At 68.0% G+C, this 21646-nt stretch carries 19 protein-coding genes and 3 tRNA genes; 10 read left to right on the top strand and 12 right to left on the bottom strand.

What is annotated here, in order from left to right:
- Positions 1-6: 6 nt before the first annotated feature.
- From gyrA to A5752_RS16175, 5 genes are all read left to right on the top strand, one after another.
- Positions 7-2514 carry a DNA gyrase subunit A gene (gyrA, locus tag A5752_RS16190; RefSeq protein ID WP_067087545.1) on the top strand — a complete coding sequence of 836 codons (2508 nt, stop codon included), beginning with the start codon at positions 7-9 and terminating at the stop codon, positions 2512-2514.
- A 30-nt stretch (positions 2515-2544) separates the two neighbouring features.
- Positions 2545-3444 (top strand): DUF3566 domain-containing protein, encoded by a 900-nt coding sequence (locus A5752_RS16185; protein WP_067087543.1) that lies wholly within the window; start codon positions 2545-2547, stop codon positions 3442-3444.
- A 70-nt stretch (positions 3445-3514) separates the two neighbouring features.
- Positions 3515-3588: transfer RNA gene (locus tag A5752_RS16180), tRNA-Ile, on the top strand.
- A 16-nt stretch (positions 3589-3604) separates the two neighbouring features.
- Entirely contained in the window at positions 3605-3733 is a 129-nt protein-coding gene (locus A5752_RS28180; RefSeq protein ID WP_286144367.1) for a hypothetical protein, read from the top strand.
- A tRNA-Ala gene (locus A5752_RS16175) sits at positions 3724-3796 on the top strand. The genes A5752_RS28180 and A5752_RS16175 overlap by 10 nt, the downstream gene beginning before the upstream one ends.
- A 24-nt stretch (positions 3797-3820) precedes the next feature.
- On the opposite strand, the gene cwsA is transcribed toward A5752_RS16175, so the two are convergent.
- A complete protein-coding gene (cwsA, locus tag A5752_RS16170; protein WP_067087541.1) occupies positions 3821-4261 on the bottom strand; it encodes a cell wall synthesis protein CwsA in 441 nt (146 codons plus the stop codon).
- 106 nt (positions 4262-4367) lie between these two features.
- On the opposite strand from cwsA, the gene A5752_RS16165 reads away from it, so the two are divergent.
- Positions 4368-4895: a peptidylprolyl isomerase gene (locus A5752_RS16165; RefSeq protein WP_067087539.1), complete on the top strand. Its 528-nt coding sequence runs from the start codon at positions 4368-4370 to the stop codon at positions 4893-4895.
- A gap of 9 nt (positions 4896-4904) precedes the next feature.
- Here the strand turns inward: A5752_RS16165 and A5752_RS16160 are convergent, their stop codons facing one another.
- Entirely contained in the window at positions 4905-5327 is a 423-nt protein-coding gene (locus tag A5752_RS16160) for a PH domain-containing protein (RefSeq protein ID WP_067087537.1), read from the bottom strand.
- 154 nt (positions 5328-5481) lie between these two features.
- The gene (gene crgA / locus A5752_RS16155; protein ID WP_067087535.1) at positions 5482-5745 is read right to left on the bottom strand and encodes a cell division protein CrgA; all 264 of its coding nucleotides are present in this window, start codon (positions 5743-5745) and stop codon (positions 5482-5484) included.
- A gap of 90 nt (positions 5746-5835) precedes the next feature.
- On the opposite strand from crgA, the gene A5752_RS16150 reads away from it, so the two are divergent.
- Positions 5836-6621 carry a DUF881 domain-containing protein gene (locus A5752_RS16150; RefSeq protein ID WP_067087533.1) on the top strand — a complete coding sequence of 262 codons (786 nt, stop codon included), beginning with the start codon at positions 5836-5838 and terminating at the stop codon, positions 6619-6621.
- Positions 6622-6687: 66 nt separating this feature from the next.
- A complete protein-coding gene (locus A5752_RS16145) occupies positions 6688-7374 on the top strand; it encodes an aminodeoxychorismate/anthranilate synthase component II (RefSeq protein ID WP_067087531.1) in 687 nt (228 codons plus the stop codon).
- On the opposite strand, the gene pknB is transcribed toward A5752_RS16145, so the two are convergent.
- The 7 genes from pknB to A5752_RS16110 form a co-directional block, all read right to left on the bottom strand.
- Positions 7352-9229 (bottom strand): Stk1 family PASTA domain-containing Ser/Thr kinase, encoded by a 1878-nt coding sequence (pknB, locus tag A5752_RS16140; RefSeq protein ID WP_067087529.1) that lies wholly within the window; start codon positions 9227-9229, stop codon positions 7352-7354. The genes A5752_RS16145 and pknB overlap by 23 nt on opposite strands.
- Positions 9226-10569 (bottom strand): protein kinase domain-containing protein, encoded by a 1344-nt coding sequence (locus A5752_RS16135; protein ID WP_067087527.1) that lies wholly within the window; start codon positions 10567-10569, stop codon positions 9226-9228. The genes pknB and A5752_RS16135 overlap by 4 nt, the downstream gene beginning before the upstream one ends.
- Positions 10570-10615: 46 nt before the next feature.
- Positions 10616-12091 carry a D,D-transpeptidase PbpA gene (gene pbpA / locus A5752_RS16130; protein WP_067087525.1) on the bottom strand — a complete coding sequence of 492 codons (1476 nt, stop codon included), beginning with the start codon at positions 12089-12091 and terminating at the stop codon, positions 10616-10618.
- Positions 12088-13500 carry an FtsW/RodA/SpoVE family cell cycle protein gene (locus A5752_RS16125; protein WP_067087523.1) on the bottom strand — a complete coding sequence of 471 codons (1413 nt, stop codon included), beginning with the start codon at positions 13498-13500 and terminating at the stop codon, positions 12088-12090. Before A5752_RS16125 ends, pbpA begins: the two co-directional genes overlap by 4 nt.
- Entirely contained in the window at positions 13497-15089 is a 1593-nt protein-coding gene (locus A5752_RS16120) for a PP2C family protein-serine/threonine phosphatase (protein ID WP_067087521.1), read from the bottom strand. Before A5752_RS16120 ends, A5752_RS16125 begins: the two co-directional genes overlap by 4 nt.
- On the bottom strand, positions 15086-15553 hold the full coding sequence (locus A5752_RS16115; protein WP_067087519.1) for an FHA domain-containing protein FhaB/FipA: 468 nt from the start codon (positions 15551-15553) through the stop codon (positions 15086-15088). Before A5752_RS16115 ends, A5752_RS16120 begins: the two co-directional genes overlap by 4 nt.
- Before the next feature lie 129 nt (positions 15554-15682).
- Complete coding sequence (locus A5752_RS16110; protein ID WP_067087517.1) at positions 15683-17179, bottom strand: FhaA domain-containing protein; 1497 nt, start codon at positions 17177-17179, stop codon at positions 15683-15685.
- 258 nt (positions 17180-17437) lie between these two features.
- Here A5752_RS16110 and A5752_RS16105 point away from each other — a divergent pair.
- Positions 17438-17520 (top strand) — tRNA-Leu (locus A5752_RS16105).
- A gap of 225 nt (positions 17521-17745) precedes the next feature.
- On the opposite strand, the gene A5752_RS16100 is transcribed toward A5752_RS16105, so the two are convergent.
- Both A5752_RS16100 and A5752_RS16095 read right to left on the bottom strand, forming a co-directional pair.
- On the bottom strand, positions 17746-18207 hold the full coding sequence (locus A5752_RS16100; protein WP_156613923.1) for an LppA family lipoprotein: 462 nt from the start codon (positions 18205-18207) through the stop codon (positions 17746-17748).
- Positions 18208-18311: 104 nt separating this feature from the next.
- Positions 18312-19970 carry an alpha/beta hydrolase gene (locus A5752_RS16095; protein ID WP_067087515.1) on the bottom strand — a complete coding sequence of 553 codons (1659 nt, stop codon included), beginning with the start codon at positions 19968-19970 and terminating at the stop codon, positions 18312-18314.
- Between the two features lie 422 nt (positions 19971-20392).
- Between A5752_RS16095 and A5752_RS16090 the strand changes: the two genes are divergently transcribed.
- Complete coding sequence (locus tag A5752_RS16090; RefSeq protein ID WP_067087513.1) at positions 20393-21568, top strand: DUF7373 family lipoprotein; 1176 nt, start codon at positions 20393-20395, stop codon at positions 21566-21568.
- The last annotated feature ends 78 nt before the right edge of the window (positions 21569-21646 follow it).

Here is a 21646-nt window from a genome sequence, read left to right as displayed (position 1 = left end):
CAGATAATGACTGACACCACGTTGCCGCCGGGCGACGAAGCAGGCGACCGCATCGAACCGGTCGACATCCAGCAGGAGATGCAGCGCAGCTACATCGACTACGCGATGAGCGTGATCGTCGGGCGCGCGCTGCCCGAGGTGCGCGACGGCCTCAAACCCGTGCACCGCCGCGTGCTGTACGCGATGTTCGACTCCGGTTTCCGGCCCGACCGCAGCCATGCGAAATCCGCACGCTCCGTTGCCGAGACGATGGGTAACTACCACCCGCACGGTGACGCCTCGATCTACGACACCCTGGTCCGGATGGCCCAGCCGTGGTCGCTGCGCTACCCGCTGGTCGACGGCCAGGGCAACTTCGGCTCCCCGGGCAACGATCCGCCGGCGGCCATGCGGTACACCGAGGCCCGGCTGACTCCACTGGCCATGGAGATGCTGCGCGAAATCGACGAGGAGACAGTCGATTTCGTCCCGAACTACGACGGGCGCGTGCAGGAGCCGACCGTCCTGCCCAGCCGGTTCCCGAACCTGCTGGCCAACGGTTCGGGCGGCATCGCGGTCGGGATGGCGACGAACATCCCGCCGCACAACCTCCGCGAGCTCGCCGAGGCGGTGTACTGGTGCCTGGAGAACCACGACGCCGATGAGGAGGCCACGCTCGCCGCGGTCACCGAACGCGTCAAGGGCCCGGACTTCCCGACGCACGGCTTGATCGTTGGGTCACAAGGGATCACCGACACCTACACCACGGGCCGCGGGTCCATCCGGATGCGCGGCGTGGTGGAGATCGAAGAGGACAACCGCAGCCGCACCGGCATCGTCATCACCGAGCTGCCGTATCAGGTCAACCACGACAACTTCATCACCTCGATCGCCGAACAGGTCCGCGACGGCAAGCTCAACGGCATCGCCAACATCGAGGACCAGTCCAGCGACCGCGTCGGGCTGCGAATCGTGGTGGAGCTCAAGCGCGATGCCGTGGCCAAGGTGGTGCTCAACAACCTCTACAAGCACACTCAGCTGCAGACCAGCTTCGGGGCCAACATGCTGGCCATCGTCGACGGCGTTCCGCGCACGTTGCGCCTCGACCAGCTGATCCGCCACTACGTCAACCACCAACTCGACGTGATCGTGCGGCGCACCCGGTACCGGTTGCGCAAGGCCAACGAACGGGCCCACATCCTGCGTGGTCTGGTCAAGGCGCTCGACGCACTCGACGAGGTGATCGCGTTGATCCGGGCGTCGGAGACCGTCGACGTGGCGCGGCAGGGCTTGATCGAGCTGCTCGACATCGACGACATCCAGGCGCAGGCGATCCTGGACATGCAGCTGCGCCGCCTGGCCGCCCTGGAACGGCAGCGCATCGTCGACGACCTGGCCAAGATCGAGGCCGAGATCGCCGACCTCGAGGACATCCTCGCCAAGCCCGAACGGCAGCGCGCGATCGTCCGTGACGAGCTCAAGGAGATCGCCGACAAGTACGGCGACGACCGTCGCACCCGGATCGTGGCCGCCGATGGAGAGGTTGCCGACGAGGATCTGATCGCCCGCGAGGACGTCGTCGTCACGATCACCGAGACCGGCTATGCCAAGCGCACCAAGACCGACCTGTACCGCAGCCAGAAGCGCGGCGGTAAGGGCGTGCAGGGCGCCGGCCTCAAACAGGACGACATCGTCAACCACTTCTTCGTCTGCTCGACGCACGACTGGATCCTGTTCTTCACCACCCAGGGCCGGGTCTATCGCGCCAAGGCGTACGACCTGCCCGAGGCTTCGCGCACGGCGCGCGGCCAGCACGTGGCGAACCTGTTGGCGTTCCAGCCCGAGGAGCGCATCGCGCAGGTGATCCAGATCAAGAGCTACGAGGACGCGCCGTACCTGGTGCTGGCCACCCGCAACGGGCTGGTCAAGAAGTCCCGGCTGGTCGACTTCGACTCCAACCGCTCCGGCGGCATCGTCGCGGTCAACCTGCGCGACGGCGACGAACTCGTCGGGGCGGTGCTGTGCTCGTCCGACGACGACCTGCTGCTGGTCTCGGCCAAGGGGCAGTCGATCCGGTTCTCGGCAACCGACGAGGCGTTGCGGCCGATGGGGCGCGCGACGTCGGGTGTGCAGGGCATGCGGTTCAACGCCGATGACGCGCTGCTGTCGCTGAACGTGGTGCGGCCCGATACGTACCTGCTGGTGGCGACGTCCGGTGGCTACGCCAAGCGCACCGCGATCGACGAGTACCCGGTGCAGGGCCGCGGCGGGAAGGGGGTCCTGACGATCCAATTCGACAAACGCCGTGGCAATCTTGTGGGAGCGTTGGTCGTCGACGACGACACGGAGTTGTACGCCATCACCTCGGGTGGGGGCGTCATCCGGACCGCGGCTCGCCAGGTTCGCAAGGCCGGGCGGCAGACCAAGGGTGTCCGGTTGATGAACCTCGGTGAGGGCACAACACTGATAGCCATCGCGCGCAACGCGGAGGAAGGCGACAGCACCGACGAAGTCAACACCGACCCCGGTGCCTGACCCAGCGACGGGACCAGTGAGGAGCCGTAGGTGAGTTCACCGAACGAGCCGGGACGCCCCCGCGCGGGCGACGGACCAGGCGGCGCCAACGGCTCCGCGGGCAACCACGACGCGCTCGGCAAGCGCCCCGAGGTTCCGGACCGCGCCGAGGTGCCCCCGTGGCAGCGGGGCCCCGCGGCGCGCACGGCACCTGGAGGTCAGCGGCCGCCGGAGCCGCCGAGGCGCGCACCCGGACCGGGCCCGCGCGGTGAGGGAGCCGTCGATGAGGGTCACGCGACCGAGCGGCCCGCCGACGACCAGCGGGGGAACGCCAACAACTCCCCCAACGTCGGCGCGCGGGCCAACCGGTTCGTCCCGGGTGGCACCACGCCCACCGAGGAGGTCCCGACCCGCAGCGGGCCGTCGGAGGCACCACGCCAAGAGACCTACGCCAGCGAGTTGCCGGACCTGTCCGGGCCAATGCCGCGCGGGCCCCAGCAGCGCAAGCCCGCGGACCGCGCGCCGTCCGAGCCGGGCAGCCGGCCGTCGCCGGGCGGCCGTATCCAGGTCGGCACCCGGCACAAGGGTCCGGTGCGGGCCAGCATGCAGATCCGTCGCATCGACCCGTGGAGCACGTTGAAGGTGTCGGCGGTGCTGTCGGTCGCCCTGTTCTTCGTGTGGATGATCGCCGTCGCGTTCTTGTATCTCGTGCTCGGCGGGATGGGTGTGTGGAGCAAGCTCAACAGCAACGTCGGGGACCTGCTCACCAGTGCCGGCGGCGGTTCCGGCGGTGAGTTGGTGTCGAGCGGGACGATCTTCGGCGGTGCGACGTTGATCGGGTTGGTCAACATCGTGTTGTTGACGGCGATGGCCACGATTGGCGCGTTCATCTACAACCTGACCACGGACCTGGTTGGCGGCGTGGAAGTCACGCTCGCTGATCGGGACTGAGGCGCAGGCCGCGGTTTGGGCGGGAGCCCACGATTGCGGTAATCTCGTCGCTCGGCCATTACGGCGGCACGGGGCTATAGCTCAGGCGGTTAGAGCGCTTCGCTGATAACGAAGAGGTCGGAGGTTCGAGTCCTCCTAGCCCCACGGAAAGGTTCACACCATGAGGCGGGTGCTGTTGATCGCCACGGCGATCGGCGCCGCAGTCACCGTTGCCGTCTGGCGTTCGCGCCACGGCATCGAGGTGTGGCATGTGGCGCCGGACGCGCCGCCTGCGGACCAGGGGCCTTAGCTCAGTTGGTAGAGCGCTACCTTTGCAAGGTAGATGTCAGGAGTTCGATTCTCCTAGGCTCCACTCCTACTTCACCGCCCTGAGATCTCAGGGTTTCGGCGACACTTCCACACTCGGCGGCAGCGGCGAGGGGTCCGGCTGCGTTGACCGCCGCACGATCGAGAACGCCACCGCTCCCCCGGCCAACACGACGACGCCGGCTGCGGCGATCACCAGCCGACGCCTGCGCTGCTTGGCCTTCGACGGGCGGGGCGGCACCGCCCCCTGCAGCACCTGCGAGACGGCCTCCTGGGCCGCGGCGAGCTCCTGCGTGATGGTCTGTTGCGCAGTGGCCAGGTCCTCGCTCAGCTGAGCCTTGATGCGGCCGCGCCGATATCGGTCGCCCACCCAGGACGCCGACGATTGAGCACCGTTGAGCCCCAGCGCCAGAGCGCCCCGGGTGACGTCGACGGGCCCGACCGCCGTGTACTTCAGGCCGCGGCTCAACCGCTGGGCGGGGCTCATCCGGATCTCCGTCTTAGCGCTCATGGGCGTACCTTTCTCGCGGCCGGGGTGCGACCACAACAGCCTGCCATCTAGCCGAACACACCGGTGCCGGATGGGCGCCGAACGCGGCGTGGCACACTGACATCCCGTGACGAGCCCCATTCAGACAGCGACCGCGACCCTGCACACCAACCGCGGCGACATCAAGATCGCACTCTTCGGTAACCACGCGCCCAAGACCGTGGCCAACTTCGTCGGCCTGGCGCAGGGCACCAAGGACTACAGCGGCGAGAACGCATCGGGCGGCACGTCCGGACCCTTCTACGACGGTGTGGTCTTTCACCGTGTGATCGACGGCTTCATGATCCAGGGCGGCGACCCGACCGGCACCGGCCGCGGCGGCCCGGGGTACAAGTTCGAAGACGAATTCCATCCCGAGTTGCAGTTCGACCGGCCCTACCTCCTGGCGATGGCCAACGCCGGGCCGGGCACCAACGGCTCGCAGTTCTTCATCACGGTCACCAAGACCCCGCACCTGAACCGCAAGCACACTATCTTCGGTGAAGTCGTCGACCCCGAGTCGCAGAAGGTGATCGACGCCATCGCGACGACGGCGACCGATCGCAGTGACCGACCGACCGACCCCGTGGTCGTCGACTCGATCACCATCGCCTGACCGAAGCGGTCAGGAACGCGGGCCGGCGTAGCCGGCCTCGGTCAGCGCGTCGAGTACGTGCAGCGGATCGGTGCCCAGATCCCAACGCGTGAACACGGTCAGGTCGCCGCTTTCGGTGTCGATCTCGAGTAGCCGGACTTTGCGGGCCAAGCGGCGGAACTCAGTGATCCGGATCACTTTGATCTCGCTGCGCGGCAAAATCTTCGTGCCGAACCAACCGCGGTTGACGAGAGCGTCAGGTTTGATTGCCAGCTTCGGCCGCGCGCGCCACGAGAAAATTGCAAACACGATCAAACCCACCCCGGCAACTCCCCCGAGGAGGCGGCCCGGAGGGTCTGTGATCAGGCTCACAGCGGTGGTAGCCAAGATGATTCCGCCTATGCCGCACGCTGCGATGCCGACGGCGGGAGGGCTCCATTGAGTTTGCTGCACGGCTCTTCCACACCCTTTCACCGCGGGGTATGCGGTTATCCACAAGTGCTATCCCCAATGGGGATGAATCACAACCGTGTGAGTTGATTACCCGGAGGTTGCTAGCAGGGTAACGCGGAGCAACGGGGTTGAATTCATTCCAGGGACGGGGATCTCAGCGCCACCGCATGGTGAGCAACAGACCGGTGATCATGAAGGCAAACGCGATCGCGTAGTTCCACGGCCCCAGCTCCGCGAGGAAGGGGATGGCCGACGACGCGAGCTGGAACACCAGCAGCCACACCAAGCCGATCAGCATCAAGCTGACGAACAGCACGACGAACCAGGTGCTCGACGGCCCGGCTTTGACCTTGACGGGCGTGCGGCTCACCTGGTTGGCGGTGAAGTCGTTCTTCTTGCGGACCTTCGACTTGGGCATGGGTACCTTCGGGACAACTGAGTGCGACGATGTATTGACGAGCCTAACGTAGGACCGGCACCGCAGAGTCAAGGAAGCCAGGTAAGGCAGTTGCAGGGGTCGCATCGCCCGAAGCAGGCGACACACGAGCAGAGCCGCCGATCGACGGTGTGGCGATACGGCGTGCCGGTGGTGTGTCTGCTGGCCGGGCTCCTACTGTCCGCCACGCACGGTGTCTCCCGGGGCGGCGAGATCCGCCGCGGCGACGCCCCCCGCCTGGTCGACCTGGTCCGCGAGACGCAGCAGTCGGTGGACCGGCTCGGCGCCGAGCGCGATGCCCTCGTATCGACCATCGACAGCCATCACGGGGGCAGCCCGGGCGCCGACGCGGCCTTGGCGGCCATCACCACTCGCGCAGCACGCCTGTCGGCCGAGGCTGGGCTGGACCCGATGCGGGGGGCCGGGCTCATCGTGCGGCTCAATGACGCGCAGCGCGACGCCGAAGGCCGGTTCCCGCGCGACGCCTCCCCCGACGACCTGGTGGTGCACCAGCAGGACATCGACGCCGTTCTCAACGCGCTGTGGAGCGCGGGCGCCGAGGGCATCCAGATGCAGGATCAGCGGATCATCGGTACCTCGGCGCCACGATGCGTCGGCAACACCCTGCTGCTCAACGGGCGCACGTACAGCCCGCCCTACGTCATCACCGCGATCGGCGACGCGTCCGCCATGCAGGCGGCCCTGGCGGACGCTCCCCTGGTCAACCTGTACCGCCAGTACGTGGTGCGGTTCGGTCTCGGCTATGCCGAAGAACCCCAGGCATCGGTGGAACTGGTCGGCCACAAGGAGCCCGTGCGGATGCGGTTCGCCAAGCCGGCAGGCCCAATCGGCTACTGACCTCTCTATGGTGAGCGGACTGGGTGCGACCGGGTACGGCGCCCCCGCAACCAGTAACCTGGGCGGATGCAGGTCTTGGTCGTCGACAACTACGACAGCTTCGTGTTCAACCTGGTCCAGTACCTCGGTCAGCTCGGGGTGCAGGCCCAGGTGTGGCGCAACGACGACGACCGCCTGGCCACCGACGCCGACGTCGCGAAGGCCGCCACTGATTTCGACGGTGTGCTGCTGTCGCCCGGCCCGGGCACGCCCGAGCGTGCGGGCGCGTCGATCCCCCTGGTGAAGGCATGCGCGAGTGCGGGCACCCCGTTGCTGGGCGTCTGCCTCGGTCACCAGGCCATTGGTGTCGCGTTCGGCGGCACCGTCGACCGCGCACCCGAACTGCTGCACGGTAAGACCAGCGTCGTCCACCACACCAATTCCGGTGTGCTGCAGGGTCTTCCGAACCCCTTCACCGCGACGAGGTATCACTCGCTGACAATTCTGCCGGACACGGTTCCGGATGTGCTCGAGGTGACCGCGCGGACCGAGGGTGGCGTGATCATGGGGGTGCGGCACGTCGAGGTGCCGATCCACGGCGTGCAGTTCCATCCCGAGTCGATCCTGACCGAGGGCGGGCACCGCATGCTTGCCAACTGGCTGGGGTACTGCGGCGCCGCACCGGCCGAGGCGCTGGTCCGCCAGCTCGAGGATGAGGTCGCGGGGGCCATCGCGGCCGGCCGCGACGCCGCTACGACGCGAAGCTCAGCGTGATCGTCGCGCCGAAATTCACGCCGGTGCCCGGCGACGGATTCTGAGTCACCACCGCGTTGGTTCGCTGACCGCTGTTTTGCACGTCGGCGCCCTTGTCCAGGAAGCCGGTCCAGCCCAGCGCCCGTAGCCGCGGTTCGGCGTCGGTCCAGAACATGCCGCGCAGGTCGGGCATGACGAACTGGTTGCACGCCGAGAGCTGCAGCTGGATTGGCGAGTCGACCGCCGACTCCTGACCGGCCGGCGGCAGCGTGCCGATGACCTGTCCGCACGGCTTGGGGCTGTCGACCTGAACTGGCACCACGTTGGTGAAGCCGGCGGCGGTCAGGATCTGCCGCGCCGGTTCCTCCGTCTGGTTCTCGACGTTCGGCACGGCGCGGCTCTGCGGGCCCGAGCCCAGGATGATCGTGATCTCGTTGGTGATCGCCGACGTCTGGTTGGCCGGCGGGTTGGTGCCGAGCACCTTGTCCTTCAGCTCCGGCGTCGACGGCGACGACGAGGACTTGAACTTCTCGAAGCCGGCCTCTTTCAGTTTCTCGGTGGCCTCGGAGTAGCTCAGGTTCCTCACGTCGGGGATCTCCCGCTGCTCCGGCCCGGTCGAGACGTTGAGGGTGATCTCCTCCCCCGCGTCGACCGAACTGTCGGCGCTGGGATCGGTGCTGATGACATGGTCGGGAGGCACCGTCGAGTCGGGCCGCTGATCCGTCCTGGTCTTGAAACCGCGGTTCTGCAGTTCGGCGATGGCGTCGGCCGACGGTTGGCCGCTGACGTCGGGCACCTCGACGCTGCGGGTGCTTCCGCCGAACATGTTGATCGCGACCGTGACCACGACCGTCAGGATGGCCAGCACCGCGACCGCGGCCAGCCAGCGTCCGACCGAGCCGCGCCGGTCGCGCTCGGCGTAGTCGGGGGCGGGAACCGGCGGCATCGGGTCGATCGGTTCGGTGCGCTCGTGGGGCGCCGGCGACGACAGCAGTGAGCTGCGCTCGGCGTCGGTGAACACCTTCGGCGCCTCGGGCTGCTCGCCGCTGTGGACGCGGACCAGGTCGGCGCGCATCTCGGCGGCGGTCTGGTACCGGTTGTCGGGATTCTTCGCCAGCGACTTGAGCACCACCGCGTCCAGTTCGGGGCTGATCGCGGGGTTGCGCTGCGACGGCGCGACGGGATCCTCGCGGACGTGCTGATAGGCCACCGCCACCGGCGAGTCGCCGATGAAAGGTGGCTCCCCCGTGAGGATTTCGTACAGCACGCAGCCCAGCGAGTAGACGTCGGAGCGGGCGTCGACCTTCTCGCCACGGGCCTGTTCCGGCGACAGATACTGTGCGGTGCCGATCACGGCGGCGGTCTGAGTGACGCTGTTGGCGTCGGCCAGCGCGCGGGCGATGCCGAAGTCCATCACCTTCACCGCGCCGGTCTTGCTGATCATGATGTTGGCCGGTTTGACGTCGCGGTGGATGATGCCGTGCTGGTGGCTGAAGTTCAGCGCCTGGCAGGCGTCGGCGATCACCTCGATCGCCCGGCGCGGCTCCATCGGTCCGTCGTTGTGGACGATGTCGCGCAGCGTCACACCGTCGACGTACTCCATGACGATGTAGGGCAGCGGGCCCTGTGGGGTCTCGGCCTCACCGGTGTCGTAGACCGCGACGATCGCCGGGTGGTTGAGTGCGGCAGCGTTCTGGGCCTCGCGGCGGAACCTCAGATAGAAGCTCGGGTCGCGGGCGAGGTCGGCGCGCAGCACCTTGATCGCGACGTCGCGGTGCAGCCGGACGTCGCGCGCGAGGTGGACCTCGGACATACCGCCGAAGCCCAGGATCTCGCCCAGCTCGTAGCGGTCGGACAAATGTTGCGGGGTCGTCATTGCAATGTCTGTTCTGGAGCCGAAAGCCGCTGGTACGGCTCCTGTGCCGGGGGCGACGCCGGTACCAGCGGCATTGCCGGTGACGCCATCGCCTGCGGTGTGGTTACCCCTGATTGTCCCTCACCACCGTCGCTCCCCTCGCGGATGGTCCGGTCGGGAAGCGCCTCGGGGGTCTCGAACGGCGTCGTCTCGGTGATGGTGTTGGTGATCGTCGGTGGCGGTGTCTGCTTGTCCTGACGGTCCTGGGCGTTGAGCACGATCAGGATCGCGATGATGATCGCAAGCGCTCCCAGCACGCCGGCGGCCCACAACAGCGCGCGCTGGCCCGACGAGAACGTACGCCGCGGCGGGGGCGGCCGGTGGCTTCCGCTCACCGACCGCGGGCGCGCGGCGGTGGCCGGGGCGCGTCCGGTCATATCGGCGGCGGCACGGGCCTGGGTGGCCGACGGCACGGCGGTGGGGGCAGCCCGGCCGATCGAGGGGGCGGCGTTCGGTCGCGGCGGGCGGCGCCCGGAGCGCACCGCAGCCACCGCGTCGGCGAACGCCCCGCCGGAGCGGTACCGCATACCGGGGTTCTTGACGAGGGTGATCTCGATCAGCTCGCGCACGTTGGGCGGCAGATCGGCGGGCAGCGGCGGGGGAGTCTCCTTGATGTGCTTCATCGCGACCGTCAGCGCACCGTCGCCGGTGAACGGCCGCTTACCCGAAACCGATTCGTAGCCAACGACTCCCAGCGCGTACACATCGCTGGCGGCGGTGGCGTCGTGACCGAGCGCCTGCTCGGGGGCGATGTACTGGGCGGTGCCCATAACCATGCCGGTCTGCGTCACCGGGGCGGCGTCGACGGCCTTGGCGATGCCGAAGTCGGTGAGCTTCACCTGGCCCGTCGGCGTGATGAGGATGTTGCCGGGCTTCACGTCGCGGTGCACCAGGCCTGCGCTGTGGGCGACCTGCAGCGCACGCCCGGTCTGCTCGAGCATGTCGAGTGCATGGCGCAGCGACAGCCGGCCGGTCCGTTTGAGGACGGAGTTCAGCGGTTCGCCGTTGACGAGTTCCATCACCAGGTAGGCGGTGCGCCCTTCGCCGTCCATGTCGGTCTCGCCGTAGTCGTACACGCTGGCGATGCCGGGATGGTTGAGCATGGCGACGGTGCGGGCCTCGGCGCGGAACCGCTCGACGAACTCGGGGTCGGTCGAGTACTCCGCCTTGAGCACCTTCACCGCGACCCGGCGGCCCAGCCGGGAGTCCACGGCCTCCCAGACCTGTCCCATGCCGCCGGTGGCGATCAACCGCTGCAGCCGGTAGCGCCCGGACAGCGTCACTCCCACGCGAGCCGTCATACGGCCCCCCGGGTGTGAGTCATGCGGAACGTCCGCCGTGCGCCGCTCATGAGCCCTCCCGCAGGGCCGCGGCGATCGTGGCCCGGCCGATCGGAGCGGCGAGCTCGCCTCCGGTTGCCGACAGCCTGTTACCGCCGTTCTCGACCAGCACCGCGACCGCCACCTTGGGGGCCTGGGCCGGGGCGAAGGCGATGTACCAGGCATGCGGAGGGGTGTTTCGAGGATCGGTACCGTGCTCCGCTGTGCCGGTCTTGGATGCGATCTGCACGCCGGCGATGGCTCCCTTCTGCTGAGTCACCTGCTCGGCGGCGACCATCAAGTCCGTAAGTGTATCCGCGACCTGCTGCGACACCGCCCGGCGCTCTTCCTGCGGCGCCGTGGTGGCGATGTTCGAGAGGTCCGGTCCCTTCAGGTTATCGACCAGATAGGGCTGCATCGCCACCCCTTTGTTGGCGATGGCCGCGGCGATCTGTGCGTTCTGCAGGGGGGTCAGCGCGACGTCCTTCTGCCCGATGCTCGACATGCCCAGGGCGGCGCCGTCCGGAATGGGCCCGACGCGCGACTCGACCACCTGAAGCGGGATGGGCTCCGCGGGCGCGTCCAGACCGAACGAGCGCGCCGTCGAGCGCAGCGCGTCGGCCCCGGTGTCGATGCCCAGTTCGACGAAGGCGGTGTTGCAGGACCGGGCGAACGCCTCTCGCAGCGTCGTGGTGGGGGCGCCGCCGCAGGACGCGCCGCCGAAGTTCTCCAGCGTTGCGGTGCTGTCCGGCAACGGAATTCGCGGCTGCGCGGTGAGCTGGGTGTTGACCGTCGCGCCGCGCTGCAGCGCTGCGGCGGTGGTGACCACCTTGAACGTCGACCCCGGGGGATAGGTCTCGGAGATCGCGCGGTTGAGCAGCGGCGAGTTCGGATCGTCGCGCAGCCGCTGCCACGCCTGGCTCTGCGCCTCCAGGTTGTGGGTGGCCAACAGGTTCGGGTCGTAGGACGGCGACGACACCATCGCCAGGATCTTGCCCGTCGACGGTTCGATGGCCACCACCGAACCCTTGCACGGGCCGTCGCAGCCGTCCTCCATCGCGTCCCACGCCGCCTGCTGGACCTGCGGCTTGATGGTGGTGTCGACGTTGCCGCCGCGCGGGTCGCGCCCGGTGAAGAAGTCGGCGAGCCGGCGGCCGAACAACCGCTCGTCGGAGCCGTTGAGTACCGAGTCCTCCGCGCGCTCCAGCCCGCTGCTCGAGTACTGCAGCGAGTAGAAGCCGGTGACCGGCGCATACGTCATCGGGTTCGGATACACCCGCAGGAAGCGGAACCGGCCGTTGGTGGACACCGAATACGCCAGCAGCTGGCCGCCCGCGGAGATCTGCCCTCGCTGGCGCGAGTACTCATCGAGCAGCACACGCTGATTGCGCGGGTCCGAGCGCAGCCCGTCGGCGGTCAACACCTGCGTCAGCGTGGCGTTGCCTAACAACAGCACGATCAGGGCCATGACCGTGACGGCGATGCGGCGCAGCGAGGTGTTCATACCTTCTCGATCACCTCGGTGCTGGCCGCAGCGATCGGGGTGGGGGTCTGCGGTCCGGCGATGATCGGGCGGCGGGCCGCGTGCGAGATCCGCACCAGGATCGCCAGCAGCGCGTAGTTCGCCAGCAGCGACGAGCCGCCGTAGGACAACCACGGCGTGGTCAGCCCCGTCAGCGGTATCAGCTTGGTGACCCCGCCGACGACGATGAACAGCTGCAGCGCCAGCGTGGAGGCCAAGCCGGCGGCCAGAAGTTTCCCGAAGCTGTCACGCACGGCGATCGCGGTGCGCAGGCCACGGATGATCACGATGGTGTACAGCATGAGCACCGCGGCGAGGCCAACCAGGCCGAGCTCCTCGCCGACGGCGGCGATGATGAAGTCGGTCGACGCGGCGGGCACCGTGCCGGGCTGACCGTTGCCGAGCCCGGTGCCGAATATCCCTCCGGTGGCGAAGCTGAACAGCGACTGCACCATCTGGTAGCCGGCGCCGTCGGGGTCGGCGAACGGGTCGAGCCAGGTCTGCACGCGCACCTGGACGTGACCGAAAAGGTGGTATGCCGCAACGCTTCCCGCGGCGAACAACGCCAACCCGATGACGACCCAACTGAACCGGTCGGTGGCCGCGTAGACCAACACCAAGAACGACGCATACAGCAGCAGCGAGGTTCCGAGGTCCTTCTCGAAGATCATCACGCCGACCGACGCGATCCACGCGGCCAGCAGCGGCGCGAGGTCGCGGGGCCGCGGCAGATCCATGCCGAGAACGTGCTTGCCCGCGCTGGTGAAAACGTTGCGCTTGGACACCAACACAGCGGCGAAGAAGATCAGCAGCAAAATCTTGGAGAACTCGGCGGGCTGAATCGAGAAGCCCGGCAAGCGGATCCAGATCTTCGCGCCGTTCTGTTCGGACATCGCGCGCGGCAGCACGGCGGGGATCACCAGCAGCACCAGACCCGACAGGCCGCAGATATAGCCGTAGCGGGCCAGGAGCCGGTGGTCGCGCAGGAAGATCACGATGAGCGAGAAGCCGACGACGCCGAGCAGCGTCCACAGCATCTGCTGGTTGGCGGTACCACCCAGCCCGTCCTGGGACAGCTCGCCGTCGGCGAGGTCGAGACGGTGAATCATCACCAGCCCCAAGCCGTTCAGCAGCGCGACGACCGGGAGCAGCAGGGGATCGGCGTAGGGCGCGAAGCGCCGGATGGCGAGGTGCGCGCCGCTGAACAACGCCATGTACGCGACGGTGTACTGCGCGAGGTCCCAGTGGACGCCCTGCTCCTGGTTGGCCTCCACGAGCAGCAGCGCCAGCGTCGTGATCAGGGCGGCGAAGCCGAGCAGCAGCAGTTCGGCGTTGCGCCGGTTGGGAAGTGGCGGCGCGACGGAGACGGCGGACTGCGGCTGTGTCGTCATGACACTTCCCGGCACGTGGTCCCCGGCTCGGGCGGCGGCGGAGGCAGCGCGGTGACGGTCGGGGACGGCGGCGGTTTGGGCGTCGGCGACTCCGGACCCTCGGGCGGTGGCGGCGTGCCCGGTTCGGCCCGCGGAGATTCCGGTCCGGGCGACGGCGGCTTGGGCGCGGGTGACGGGGGAGGCGTTGTCACGGTCCGCGGGGTCTCCGGTGCCGGGGTTTCGTCCTCGCCGCGGGGCGGCGGATTATTCGGTACGCCAGGCGAATTCGACGGCGCCGGGCTGTGCGGCACCGCGCTGGTGCGCGGCGGCGGAGGCGGCGGCGGTGCGCAGATCGGCAGCAGCGAGTCGCGCGCCAGCTGGTTGATCTGGGTGATCGCCTGATCCTCCGATCCCGTCGGCAACCCCGCGATGACCTGACGCTGCTCGGAGGGCTTGAGGTCGCCGACCTTGAGCAGTTGGCAGTCGCGCGGTTTCTGGCCGGGATTGATGAGGGTCAGGCCGTTGCGCTCGGTCAGGCAGCCCTGCCGGTACGGCTCCTGCAGCGGGTATCCGAGCACCGATCCCGGCACACCCCGCATGATCGAGACGACGCCGTCGTGGGCGGCGACGTAGAAGTTGCTTCGGACGATCTCGCGGCCGACGGCCAGCCCGGCCAGGATGACCAGGACCACAAGGGCGGCGGCGATGAACATTCGCCGCCGCGACTTGGGCGGTCGCGGCGGTTCCTCCGGTTCCGGTAGCGCGCGCTTGGTCTCGTTGCGACGCGGGTTGAACGCCGACGCGCGACCGGCCGCGGTGTTGGGCGGCGGCTGATCGTCATCACCCGATACCGCTCCAGCGATGATCGGCTGGGTCTGTCCGTAGTCGTAGGTGCTGTTGTCGACGACATCGGCCACCACGACGGTGACGTTGTCGGGTCCGCCGCCGCGCAGGGCCAATTCGATGAGCCGGTCGGCACTTTCGGCGACGTCGGGGATCTGCAGCGCTTCGAGGATGGTGTCGTGGCTGACCGGATCGGACAGGCCGTCGGAGCACAGCAGGTACCGGTCGCCGGCGCGGGCCTCGCGCATGATCAGCGTGGGCTCGACCTCGTGGCCGGTCAGCGCGCGCATGATCAACGACCGTTGCGGGTGGCTGTGGGCCTCCTCGGCGGTGATGCGGCCCTCGTCGACGAGCGTCTGAACGAAGGTGTCGTCCTTGGTGATCTGGGTCAGCTCACCGTCGCGCAGCAGATAACCCCGCGAGTCGCCGATGTGCACCAGGCCAAGACGGTTGCCCGCGAACAGGATTGCGGTCAACGTGGTGCCCATGCCCTCGAGCTCGGGGTCGGCCTCCACATGCGCGGCGATCGCGGAGTTGCCCTCGCGCACCGCCGCGTCGAGCTTGCTGAGCAGATCTCCGCCGGGTTCGTCGTCGTCGAGGTGCGCCAGCGCGGCGATCACCAACTGCGAGGCGACCTCGCCCGCGGCGTGGCCGCCCATGCCGTCGGCGAGCGCGAGCAGCCGGGCACCGGCGTACACCGAGTCCTCGTTGTTCGCCCGGACCAGGCCGCGGTCGCTGCGCGCGGCGTATCGAAGCACCAGTGTCACGGGCGCAGCTCGATTACCGTCTTGCCGATCCGAACCGGCGTGCCCATCGGAACGCGTACCGCCGTCGTCACCTTCGCCCTGTCGAGGTATGTGCCGTTGGTCGATCCTAGGTCTTCGACGTACCACTCCGAACCTCGCGGCGACAGCCGCGCGTGGCGCGTCGAGGCGTAGTCATCGGTGAGCACCAAGGTCGAGTCGTCGGCGCGGCCGATCAACACCGGCGCAGTGCCCAGTGTGATGCGGGTTCCCGCGAGCGCGCCCTCCGTGACCACCAGATGTCGTGGCACATTACGTCGGGCTCGGCTGGGGAGCAGCGAGGCGCGCAACGGCAGCCCGCGACGGACCATGACCGAACCGGTCGGGGCGTAGAGATCCGTGCGCAGAATCCTCAACACCGACCAGATGAACAGCCATAGCAGCAACAGGAATCCGACGCGCGTCAGCTGCAGTACCAACCCCTGCATCTGACGTCCTCTCCGTCTCCATCCCGTTCAGTCACCTCGGCAACGCAGCCAGCCTCGGCACCGTCACGATACTTGGACGGTTACCGACATGAGGGGGAAGCGACCAGCTTCTCCGCCCCCGGCCGACGCTCAGTGCACTCGGACGATGATCTCGGAGTGGCCCAACCGGATCACGTCGCCGTCCGCGAGTTGCCACTCCTGGACCGGCGCGTTGTTCACCGTGGTCCCGTTGGTGGAGTTCAGGTCGGACAGTAGCGCGACCTGACCGTCCCAGCGGATCTCCAGATGACGGCGCGAGACCCCGGTGTCGGGCAGCCGGAACTGCGCGTCCTGGCCGCGGCCGATGACGTTGGTGCCCTCACGCAACTGGTAGGTCCGGCCGCTGCCGTCGTCGAGCTGGAGCGTGACGGTCGCACCGCCGGCGGCGTAGTCGCCCTGGCCGTAACCGCCGTACCCGGCCGGCTGTCCGTAGTCGTAGCCGCCGCCTGCGGGCTCGGCGTAGCCCGGCTCGGCGTATCCGCCGGGCGCATCGCCGTACCGGCCGTACTCCGGCGGGGCGCCGTAGCCCTGGTCCTGTCGGCCGTAGGGCTGGCCGCCGTAGCCGCCCTGGTCCGGGTAGCCACCCTGGTCGGGGTAGCCGCCCTGATCGGGGTAGGCGGGCCGGGGCTCGGGACGGCCCTCGGGACGCCCATAGCCGCCCTCCTCGTGCCGGCCGGGGGCCGGGGCACGGCCGTAGTCGTAATCACCCGCGGGCGCGCCGCCGTAGCCGGGCTGACCGCCCGGCGGGGGACCGTAGCCACCCGGGGCTTGGCGGTAGCCCTGGTCGGGGTAGCCACCTTGCTGCGGCGGTGGGCCGTATCCGGCCGGGGGGCGCTGCTCGTAGGACGGCGGTGGATAACCCTGGTCGGGGTAGCCGCCCTGATCCGGATATCCGCCCTGATCCGGGTAGCCACCCTGGTCGGGATAGCCGCCCTGCTCGGGGTAGCCCCCCTGGCGCGGGGCGTACGGATCGCCCTGCGGGGGGTAGCCGCCCTGCTCGTGCTGGGGGTACTGGCCGCGGTCGTCCGGGCGGCCGTAGCGGTCGTCCTGGGGACGGTCTTGGGGACGGTCTTGGGGACGGTCGTAGTACTCGTCGGCGGGCCTCCCCGGCCCCTGGCCGCCGCGGTAGGTCGGGTTGTCGCTCATCGGTGGTACTCCTGATTCTGCGCTGGACGCACGTACATGAGGTGGTGGGGCGGGTTCGCCAGTGGTCGAGTCGGGATTGACCGCTCCACGCGCGCGAAACTGTCCGGTGTGCAGGGTGGGTGATTGTTCGAATCTGACGACCACATCACCATACGTTTGCCACCCCTGCTCACGGATGTATCCCTCCAAGTGCTTGGCAAAAGTCGCTGACGTGAGGTCTGGGTCGGCGCTCACCTTCTGATAGTCAGGCACACTGAGGGTAATGACGTAGTCGTTTGGTGCCAAAACCTGACCGCCGAGCACTTCGCGCGCACCGGTGTCGGCCTCCCGGCGGAGCATCGCCTCGACCTCTTGCGGGACGATCGACCCGCCGAACACGCGGGCGAAGGCGTCACCGACCGTCGACTCGAGCTTGCGCTCGATGCGGTCGACTAGACCCATGTCACCGCCCGCCTCACTCGTCGTCGTCCGTCGGCCCTGCTCATAGCCGCCGTGCCTGCGTGTCGCCTGGCCACAATGCTCATGTGCATGGTATCGGCCAAGCGCTGCGCTGCGGGACCAACAGAACTCTGAGAATCGGATCGCCGCAGTTCAGCGCCGCGGATCACGATCAGCCGAACGTGGTGGCGGTAGTCGCGCGGGGCGGCCGGTACGGTTGGGGAGCGGGGCGTCGTGCGTGATAGGCTCCCCCGGTTGTTGGGGCGAGTGGCGGAATGGCAGACGCGCTGGCTTCAGGTGCCAGTGTCCTTCGGGACGTGGGGGTTCAAGTCCCCCTTCGCCCACAAGGAGCGGTCTACGAACTGCGAACACAGAGGCCACGAACCAGAAAAGGTTCGTGGCTTTTGTATTTTCAACGCGTTTGATCCAGCTTGACGGGATGTCGCCTGGAGTGCGGAGCGGTGTTCGCAGATACCCCTCGATTGTCCGCCTCGGGATGGGCGTCATGGGAGCCTGCCCGTGTCTTCGCGACGACTCGGGTCCGCAGGCGGCTGAAGCGGCTGGGTCGGCTACGCGCCGGTTGCGGGCGCGGGAAGATCGGCCTGCCGTAAGCGGCAGTCTGATTTCGCGGACAAGATCGTGTTCGTTTTGGTGCCGAACTCGATCTCTATGCCGTCGGCGCCGCCGAACATGACGTCACGGTCGCCCGGATTGTCGACGAGTGTGGTCATGTTCGATGCGCCGAGGCGCGCAGCACCGTCTTTGACGACCGCCAAGGCGGCCGCCCACTTGTCATCCGGTACCGGCCCGGCAAACACGATGTACACATAGGCCTGAACGCCGGACGTCCTGGCGTACGCGCCACCGCAGCCGCGCCAGCTGTCTTCCTTGATCTGCCATGTCAGGCCCGGCACGAGCGCGGCGACCCGATCAGCCATATCCCGCAACTCATTTCGGTACTCCTCTTGTGCCGCTTCAAATGGTGGCCTCGAACGAAGCGTGGCTTCGGGATCGCCCGTCGACGTGCTCATACCGTCATCCTCTTGGCCGGGTTCTGACCCGCTGCTGCAGCCGGTCACGATGAGTAGCCCGAGAAGGGTCAGCGCGATGATCCTCACGACGTGTGTCGCCACGTTCAGCCTCCCGGTATCGCTCGCGGCAGCGGTATCTGGCCATCCTGCGGGATGAGAGGAACCGCGGGCGGTGGTGGCGCGAACACTAGCTGGTTATCCGGTAGTCCGGCCACGACGGCCGCCAGGTTGTAGCCGGACATGCGCAGGTTGCCGTCGTTGTCCGCGCGCGGGTAGTCGGAGTGGCTATGGACGCCTTCGCGGAAGGTGTTGCCGGCATCGAAACCCGCCTGTGACGACAGCTCGGGCAAAATACCGGCATAGGGGTCGGCACCCCACCCGTGCAGCGGAGCCGTCGGCGCGACGAAAGTGGTGATCGGATCATCTGGCGCTCGCATCACGTATGCGTTGTCGGCGCCAAGTCCGAGCTGCTCCGGATTGGTGAGCCCCAAACCGGGCGAGCCGTAGAAGACCACGTCGTTCACCGGATGCACGCCCTGCGCGTGCAGGTCCTGCAGGGCCAGCGACGACGTGAGCGAGCCGTAGGAGTGGCCAAGCAGCGTCACATGTGCATCCGGATTATCGGCCCGTACCTCCTGTAGGTACGAGGACAGTGCGCCCGCACCGGCATGGGCCTGATCATCGGTCATCGTGGTCCACAGGTCCGCGGGGCTTTTGGTGTCGATGGGATTGGGCGGAGCGTCGTACCCAAGCCACGCGATTGCCGCGACCGAACCCGGCATACCCACCCGGTCAAGCTGGCGCTGGGCGGTATCACGCAGATTGCTTGCCTCCGTGACCATGTCAGGCAAGCTGCCGGGTGTCGTGCCTACGCCGGGCACCGACACCGACACGTTCTTGGCGGTGTCCGGGTTACCGACCGCAACCGCGGCCAGAACCGGCTTGCCCGTGCCCGTGCGCGGATCGAACATCGTCAAGTAAGTTTCCGGAGCCTTACCGAGAGCGTCGTGCACCGCGTTCAGGTCACCGAGGTACCTTTTGGCGTCCGTGAGCTCCTTCCCCAAATTTTCCAGCTCACGCATCGCGGCAGGGCTGTGATCGCCGTTCGTGTAAGCCTGGGCGGCCAGCTGGTCGTAGCGGTTTTGCAATTCATCGACCTTGGCTTGTGTGCTCACCCGTTCCTCGGTCAGGCGCCGCTCGTTGGCGTCACTGGCGATCTGTGTAGGTGTGAGACCGGCCGGCCCTACGGGCGGCCCGGCGTCCTGTGGAATCGGCTCGGCGCCGGTGGCCATGTTGATCGCGCGGGCGAGTTCCTCATCGACCTGCTGTGCATCCGCCAGAATCGACGCCAGCTCAGCCTGGAGCTGTTCGGTCTTGAGCAAGATCTCCATCGGGTTGTCGCCGGCGTTCGGCCCCGGCACAACCGTGCTCGTGACCGGGTCGATCTCCATGCCGAGCCGCGAGGCTTCAGCGCGCACGTTGGCCAACCGATTCTTGACCGACTCGACGCCACCGGCTGCCTGGTCGGCCGCCCGTGCGACAGCTAATGCTTCGTTACCGTGGGCGTCGAGGTCTTTACGCAGTTGCTCGTTCGCGTTTTTCGCCGCTTCAGCGGCGTCACCGCCCCACGTTCCGAAGGCCGGCAGAGTGCTGATGCCGTCGCGCGCCTCGAAGGTGGCCTCTGCCCGGCTCCGCGCAGCGTGGAACACTTCCCGGACGTCTCCTGCGTCCCAGCGATCGACATCGGCAACCGAGACCGTCATGGCAGCCGACCGCTAGAGCCCAAGGTCGACCTCGGTCATATGATCGCCCGCCGCCGTGAGGCTCTCCGCGTTTTGTGCGTCCGTCGGCACAGACCCTCCTCACGCGCCGAGCAACAACAGTCAAGCCAGATTACCGTGACGGTGATCCCGCCTTACGCAGGTAATCAGCTGTGTAACGCCTGGTGCCGCCGACGAGGCCCAGCTAACCTGTGGTCCCACATCACCCAGCTCGTCAACCTCACAAGTTACCGAATCGAGAAGACCTACCAAACACGGCGAGCGCCCGAGTCCCTCGATATCGGGCGCCGCCCGTTAGGGACCGGCTAAGACGCCAGAGCGGCTCGTCTCATTTCTATGAAGTCCGCTCGCGGCGTCGGCACGCCTGAAACTTCCGCCCTCTCGGCGCGGGTAATTTTGCCGCTATGCGGAACGCGATCCTTGCGCTCATCTCTGTCGTCGCGCTGCTCGCGACGGCGTGCACATCGACCGTCGAGGGATCGGCCGTACGAGCGTCGGGTCCCGCGCTCGACTTCGACCAGTTGGACCCGGGCCGGTTCCCGACGGCGCCGCGCGATCCGCTGGGCGTCGCCGGTGACCCGATGCTCGGCGTGGTGCTCGAAGGGCAGCGGCTGGCCAACCACGTCATCGGACCATGGGAGGTCGACCCGGCGATCAAGGACTGGTTCGGACTCGGAGCCATGGTGCTGCCCCGTGCCGAGGCGCTGGCGGCGATCGGACCGATGAACGTCGCCGCCGCGGCGGCCCGGCACGACTTCGTCACCGGTTTCGCCACCACGCGCACCGAGAAGAACAAGCAGATCTTGCTCAACGCGGTGTTGCGCTTCGTCGACGACCGGGCCGCCAAGTCCGCCGCCGACGACATGGGCGACGCGGTGGCGCAGCCTCAGGGCCCCGACGGGCCTTCGCCGAGAATGGACCTCCCCGGCCATCCCGAGGCGCGCGCCAGCAGCCACACCGGAACCGATCGCAACATCGGAAAGTTCGGCGCGGTGCGGTCGTTCACCGCGCACGGTCCCTACGTGATGATGCAGCTGGCGCAGGCGACCGCGGGTGTGGACGCCGCCGCCCGGCTGGTCACCAAGAGCATCGACATGCAGGCCTCGGAGATCGACAGGTTCCGCGCCACGGCCCCCAACGAGCTGGCCGACATCTCGATCGATCCAACCGGGCTGCTCGCCCGCACCCTGCCGCTCGACGGTCGCGACCCGACCTTCACCAAGGGCGGCACCTACGAACGGCGCGGCGCGCTGCATTTCCAGTCCGATCCCGTCCGGTCCGACAAGCTCTTCTCCGAGACCGGCGTCGACCTCGTCGCGATGGGTGGCACGACGGTTTACGAGGCCGAGGACGGCGCGGGGGCCGACGACGTTGTCGAGGAGTTCGCCGACGAGGTGTCGGCGACCGCCAAACCGGCCAACCCGGTCTCGGACATGCCTGGCAGCCGGTGCCTGCGCACGGATGACGGAGCCTTCTACTGTCTGGCCACCGCCGACCGCTACACCATCGAGACCAGCGCCCCGACTCTGCTTGCGGCGCAACAGATGACGGCCGCGCAGTACATCATGTTGATGAGCTAGCTGTTCTGACCTGACAGGTTAGGTACACGGCTGGCCGGTGGTTGACCTTTGAGTGCGGTGTGGCCGCGGTGGTGATTG

It is taken from the genome of Mycobacterium sp. 852002-51961_SCH5331710, from assembly GCF_001665535.1.
GTDB lineage: Bacteria > Actinomycetota > Actinomycetes > Mycobacteriales > Mycobacteriaceae > Mycobacterium.
The sequence above is the reverse complement of the archived record's forward strand: the minus strand, read 5'-3'. Positions and strand labels throughout refer to the sequence as shown.

Excerpts from the sequence above, each read along its gene's own strand:
- A5752_RS16135 (WP_067087527.1), bottom strand. The coding sequence starts at position 10,569 with ATGACGGCTCGCGTGGGAGTGACGCTGTCCGGGCGCTACCGGCTGCAG.
- A5752_RS16115 (WP_067087519.1), bottom strand. The coding sequence starts at position 15,553 with ATGCAGGGGTTGGTACTGCAGCTGACGCGCGTCGGATTCCTGTTGCTG.
- A5752_RS16125 (WP_067087523.1), bottom strand. The coding sequence starts at position 13,500 with ATGACGACACAGCCGCAGTCCGCCGTCTCCGTCGCGCCGCCACTTCCC.
- pbpA (WP_067087525.1), bottom strand. The coding sequence starts at position 12,091 with ATGAACACCTCGCTGCGCCGCATCGCCGTCACGGTCATGGCCCTGATC.
- A5752_RS16110 (WP_067087517.1), bottom strand. The coding sequence starts at position 17,179 with ATGGGTCTAGTCGACCGCATCGAGCGCAAGCTCGAGTCGACGGTCGGT.
- A5752_RS16145 (WP_067087531.1), top strand. The coding sequence starts at position 6,688 with ATGCAGGTCTTGGTCGTCGACAACTACGACAGCTTCGTGTTCAACCTG.
- A5752_RS16095 (WP_067087515.1), bottom strand. The coding sequence starts at position 19,970 with ATGACGGTCTCGGTTGCCGATGTCGATCGCTGGGACGCAGGAGACGTC.
- pknB (WP_067087529.1), bottom strand. The coding sequence starts at position 9,229 with ATGACGACCCCGCAACATTTGTCCGACCGCTACGAGCTGGGCGAGATC.
- gyrA (WP_067087545.1), top strand. The coding sequence starts at position 7 with ATGACTGACACCACGTTGCCGCCGGGCGACGAAGCAGGCGACCGCATC.
- A5752_RS16090 (WP_067087513.1), top strand. The coding sequence starts at position 20,393 with ATGCGGAACGCGATCCTTGCGCTCATCTCTGTCGTCGCGCTGCTCGCG.
- A5752_RS28180 (WP_286144367.1), top strand. The coding sequence starts at position 3,605 with ATGAGGCGGGTGCTGTTGATCGCCACGGCGATCGGCGCCGCAGTCACC.
- crgA (WP_067087535.1), bottom strand. The coding sequence starts at position 5,745 with ATGCCCAAGTCGAAGGTCCGCAAGAAGAACGACTTCACCGCCAACCAG.
- A5752_RS16100 (WP_156613923.1), bottom strand. The coding sequence starts at position 18,207 with ATGAGCACGTCGACGGGCGATCCCGAAGCCACGCTTCGTTCGAGGCCA.
- cwsA (WP_067087541.1), bottom strand. The coding sequence starts at position 4,261 with ATGAGCGCTAAGACGGAGATCCGGATGAGCCCCGCCCAGCGGTTGAGC.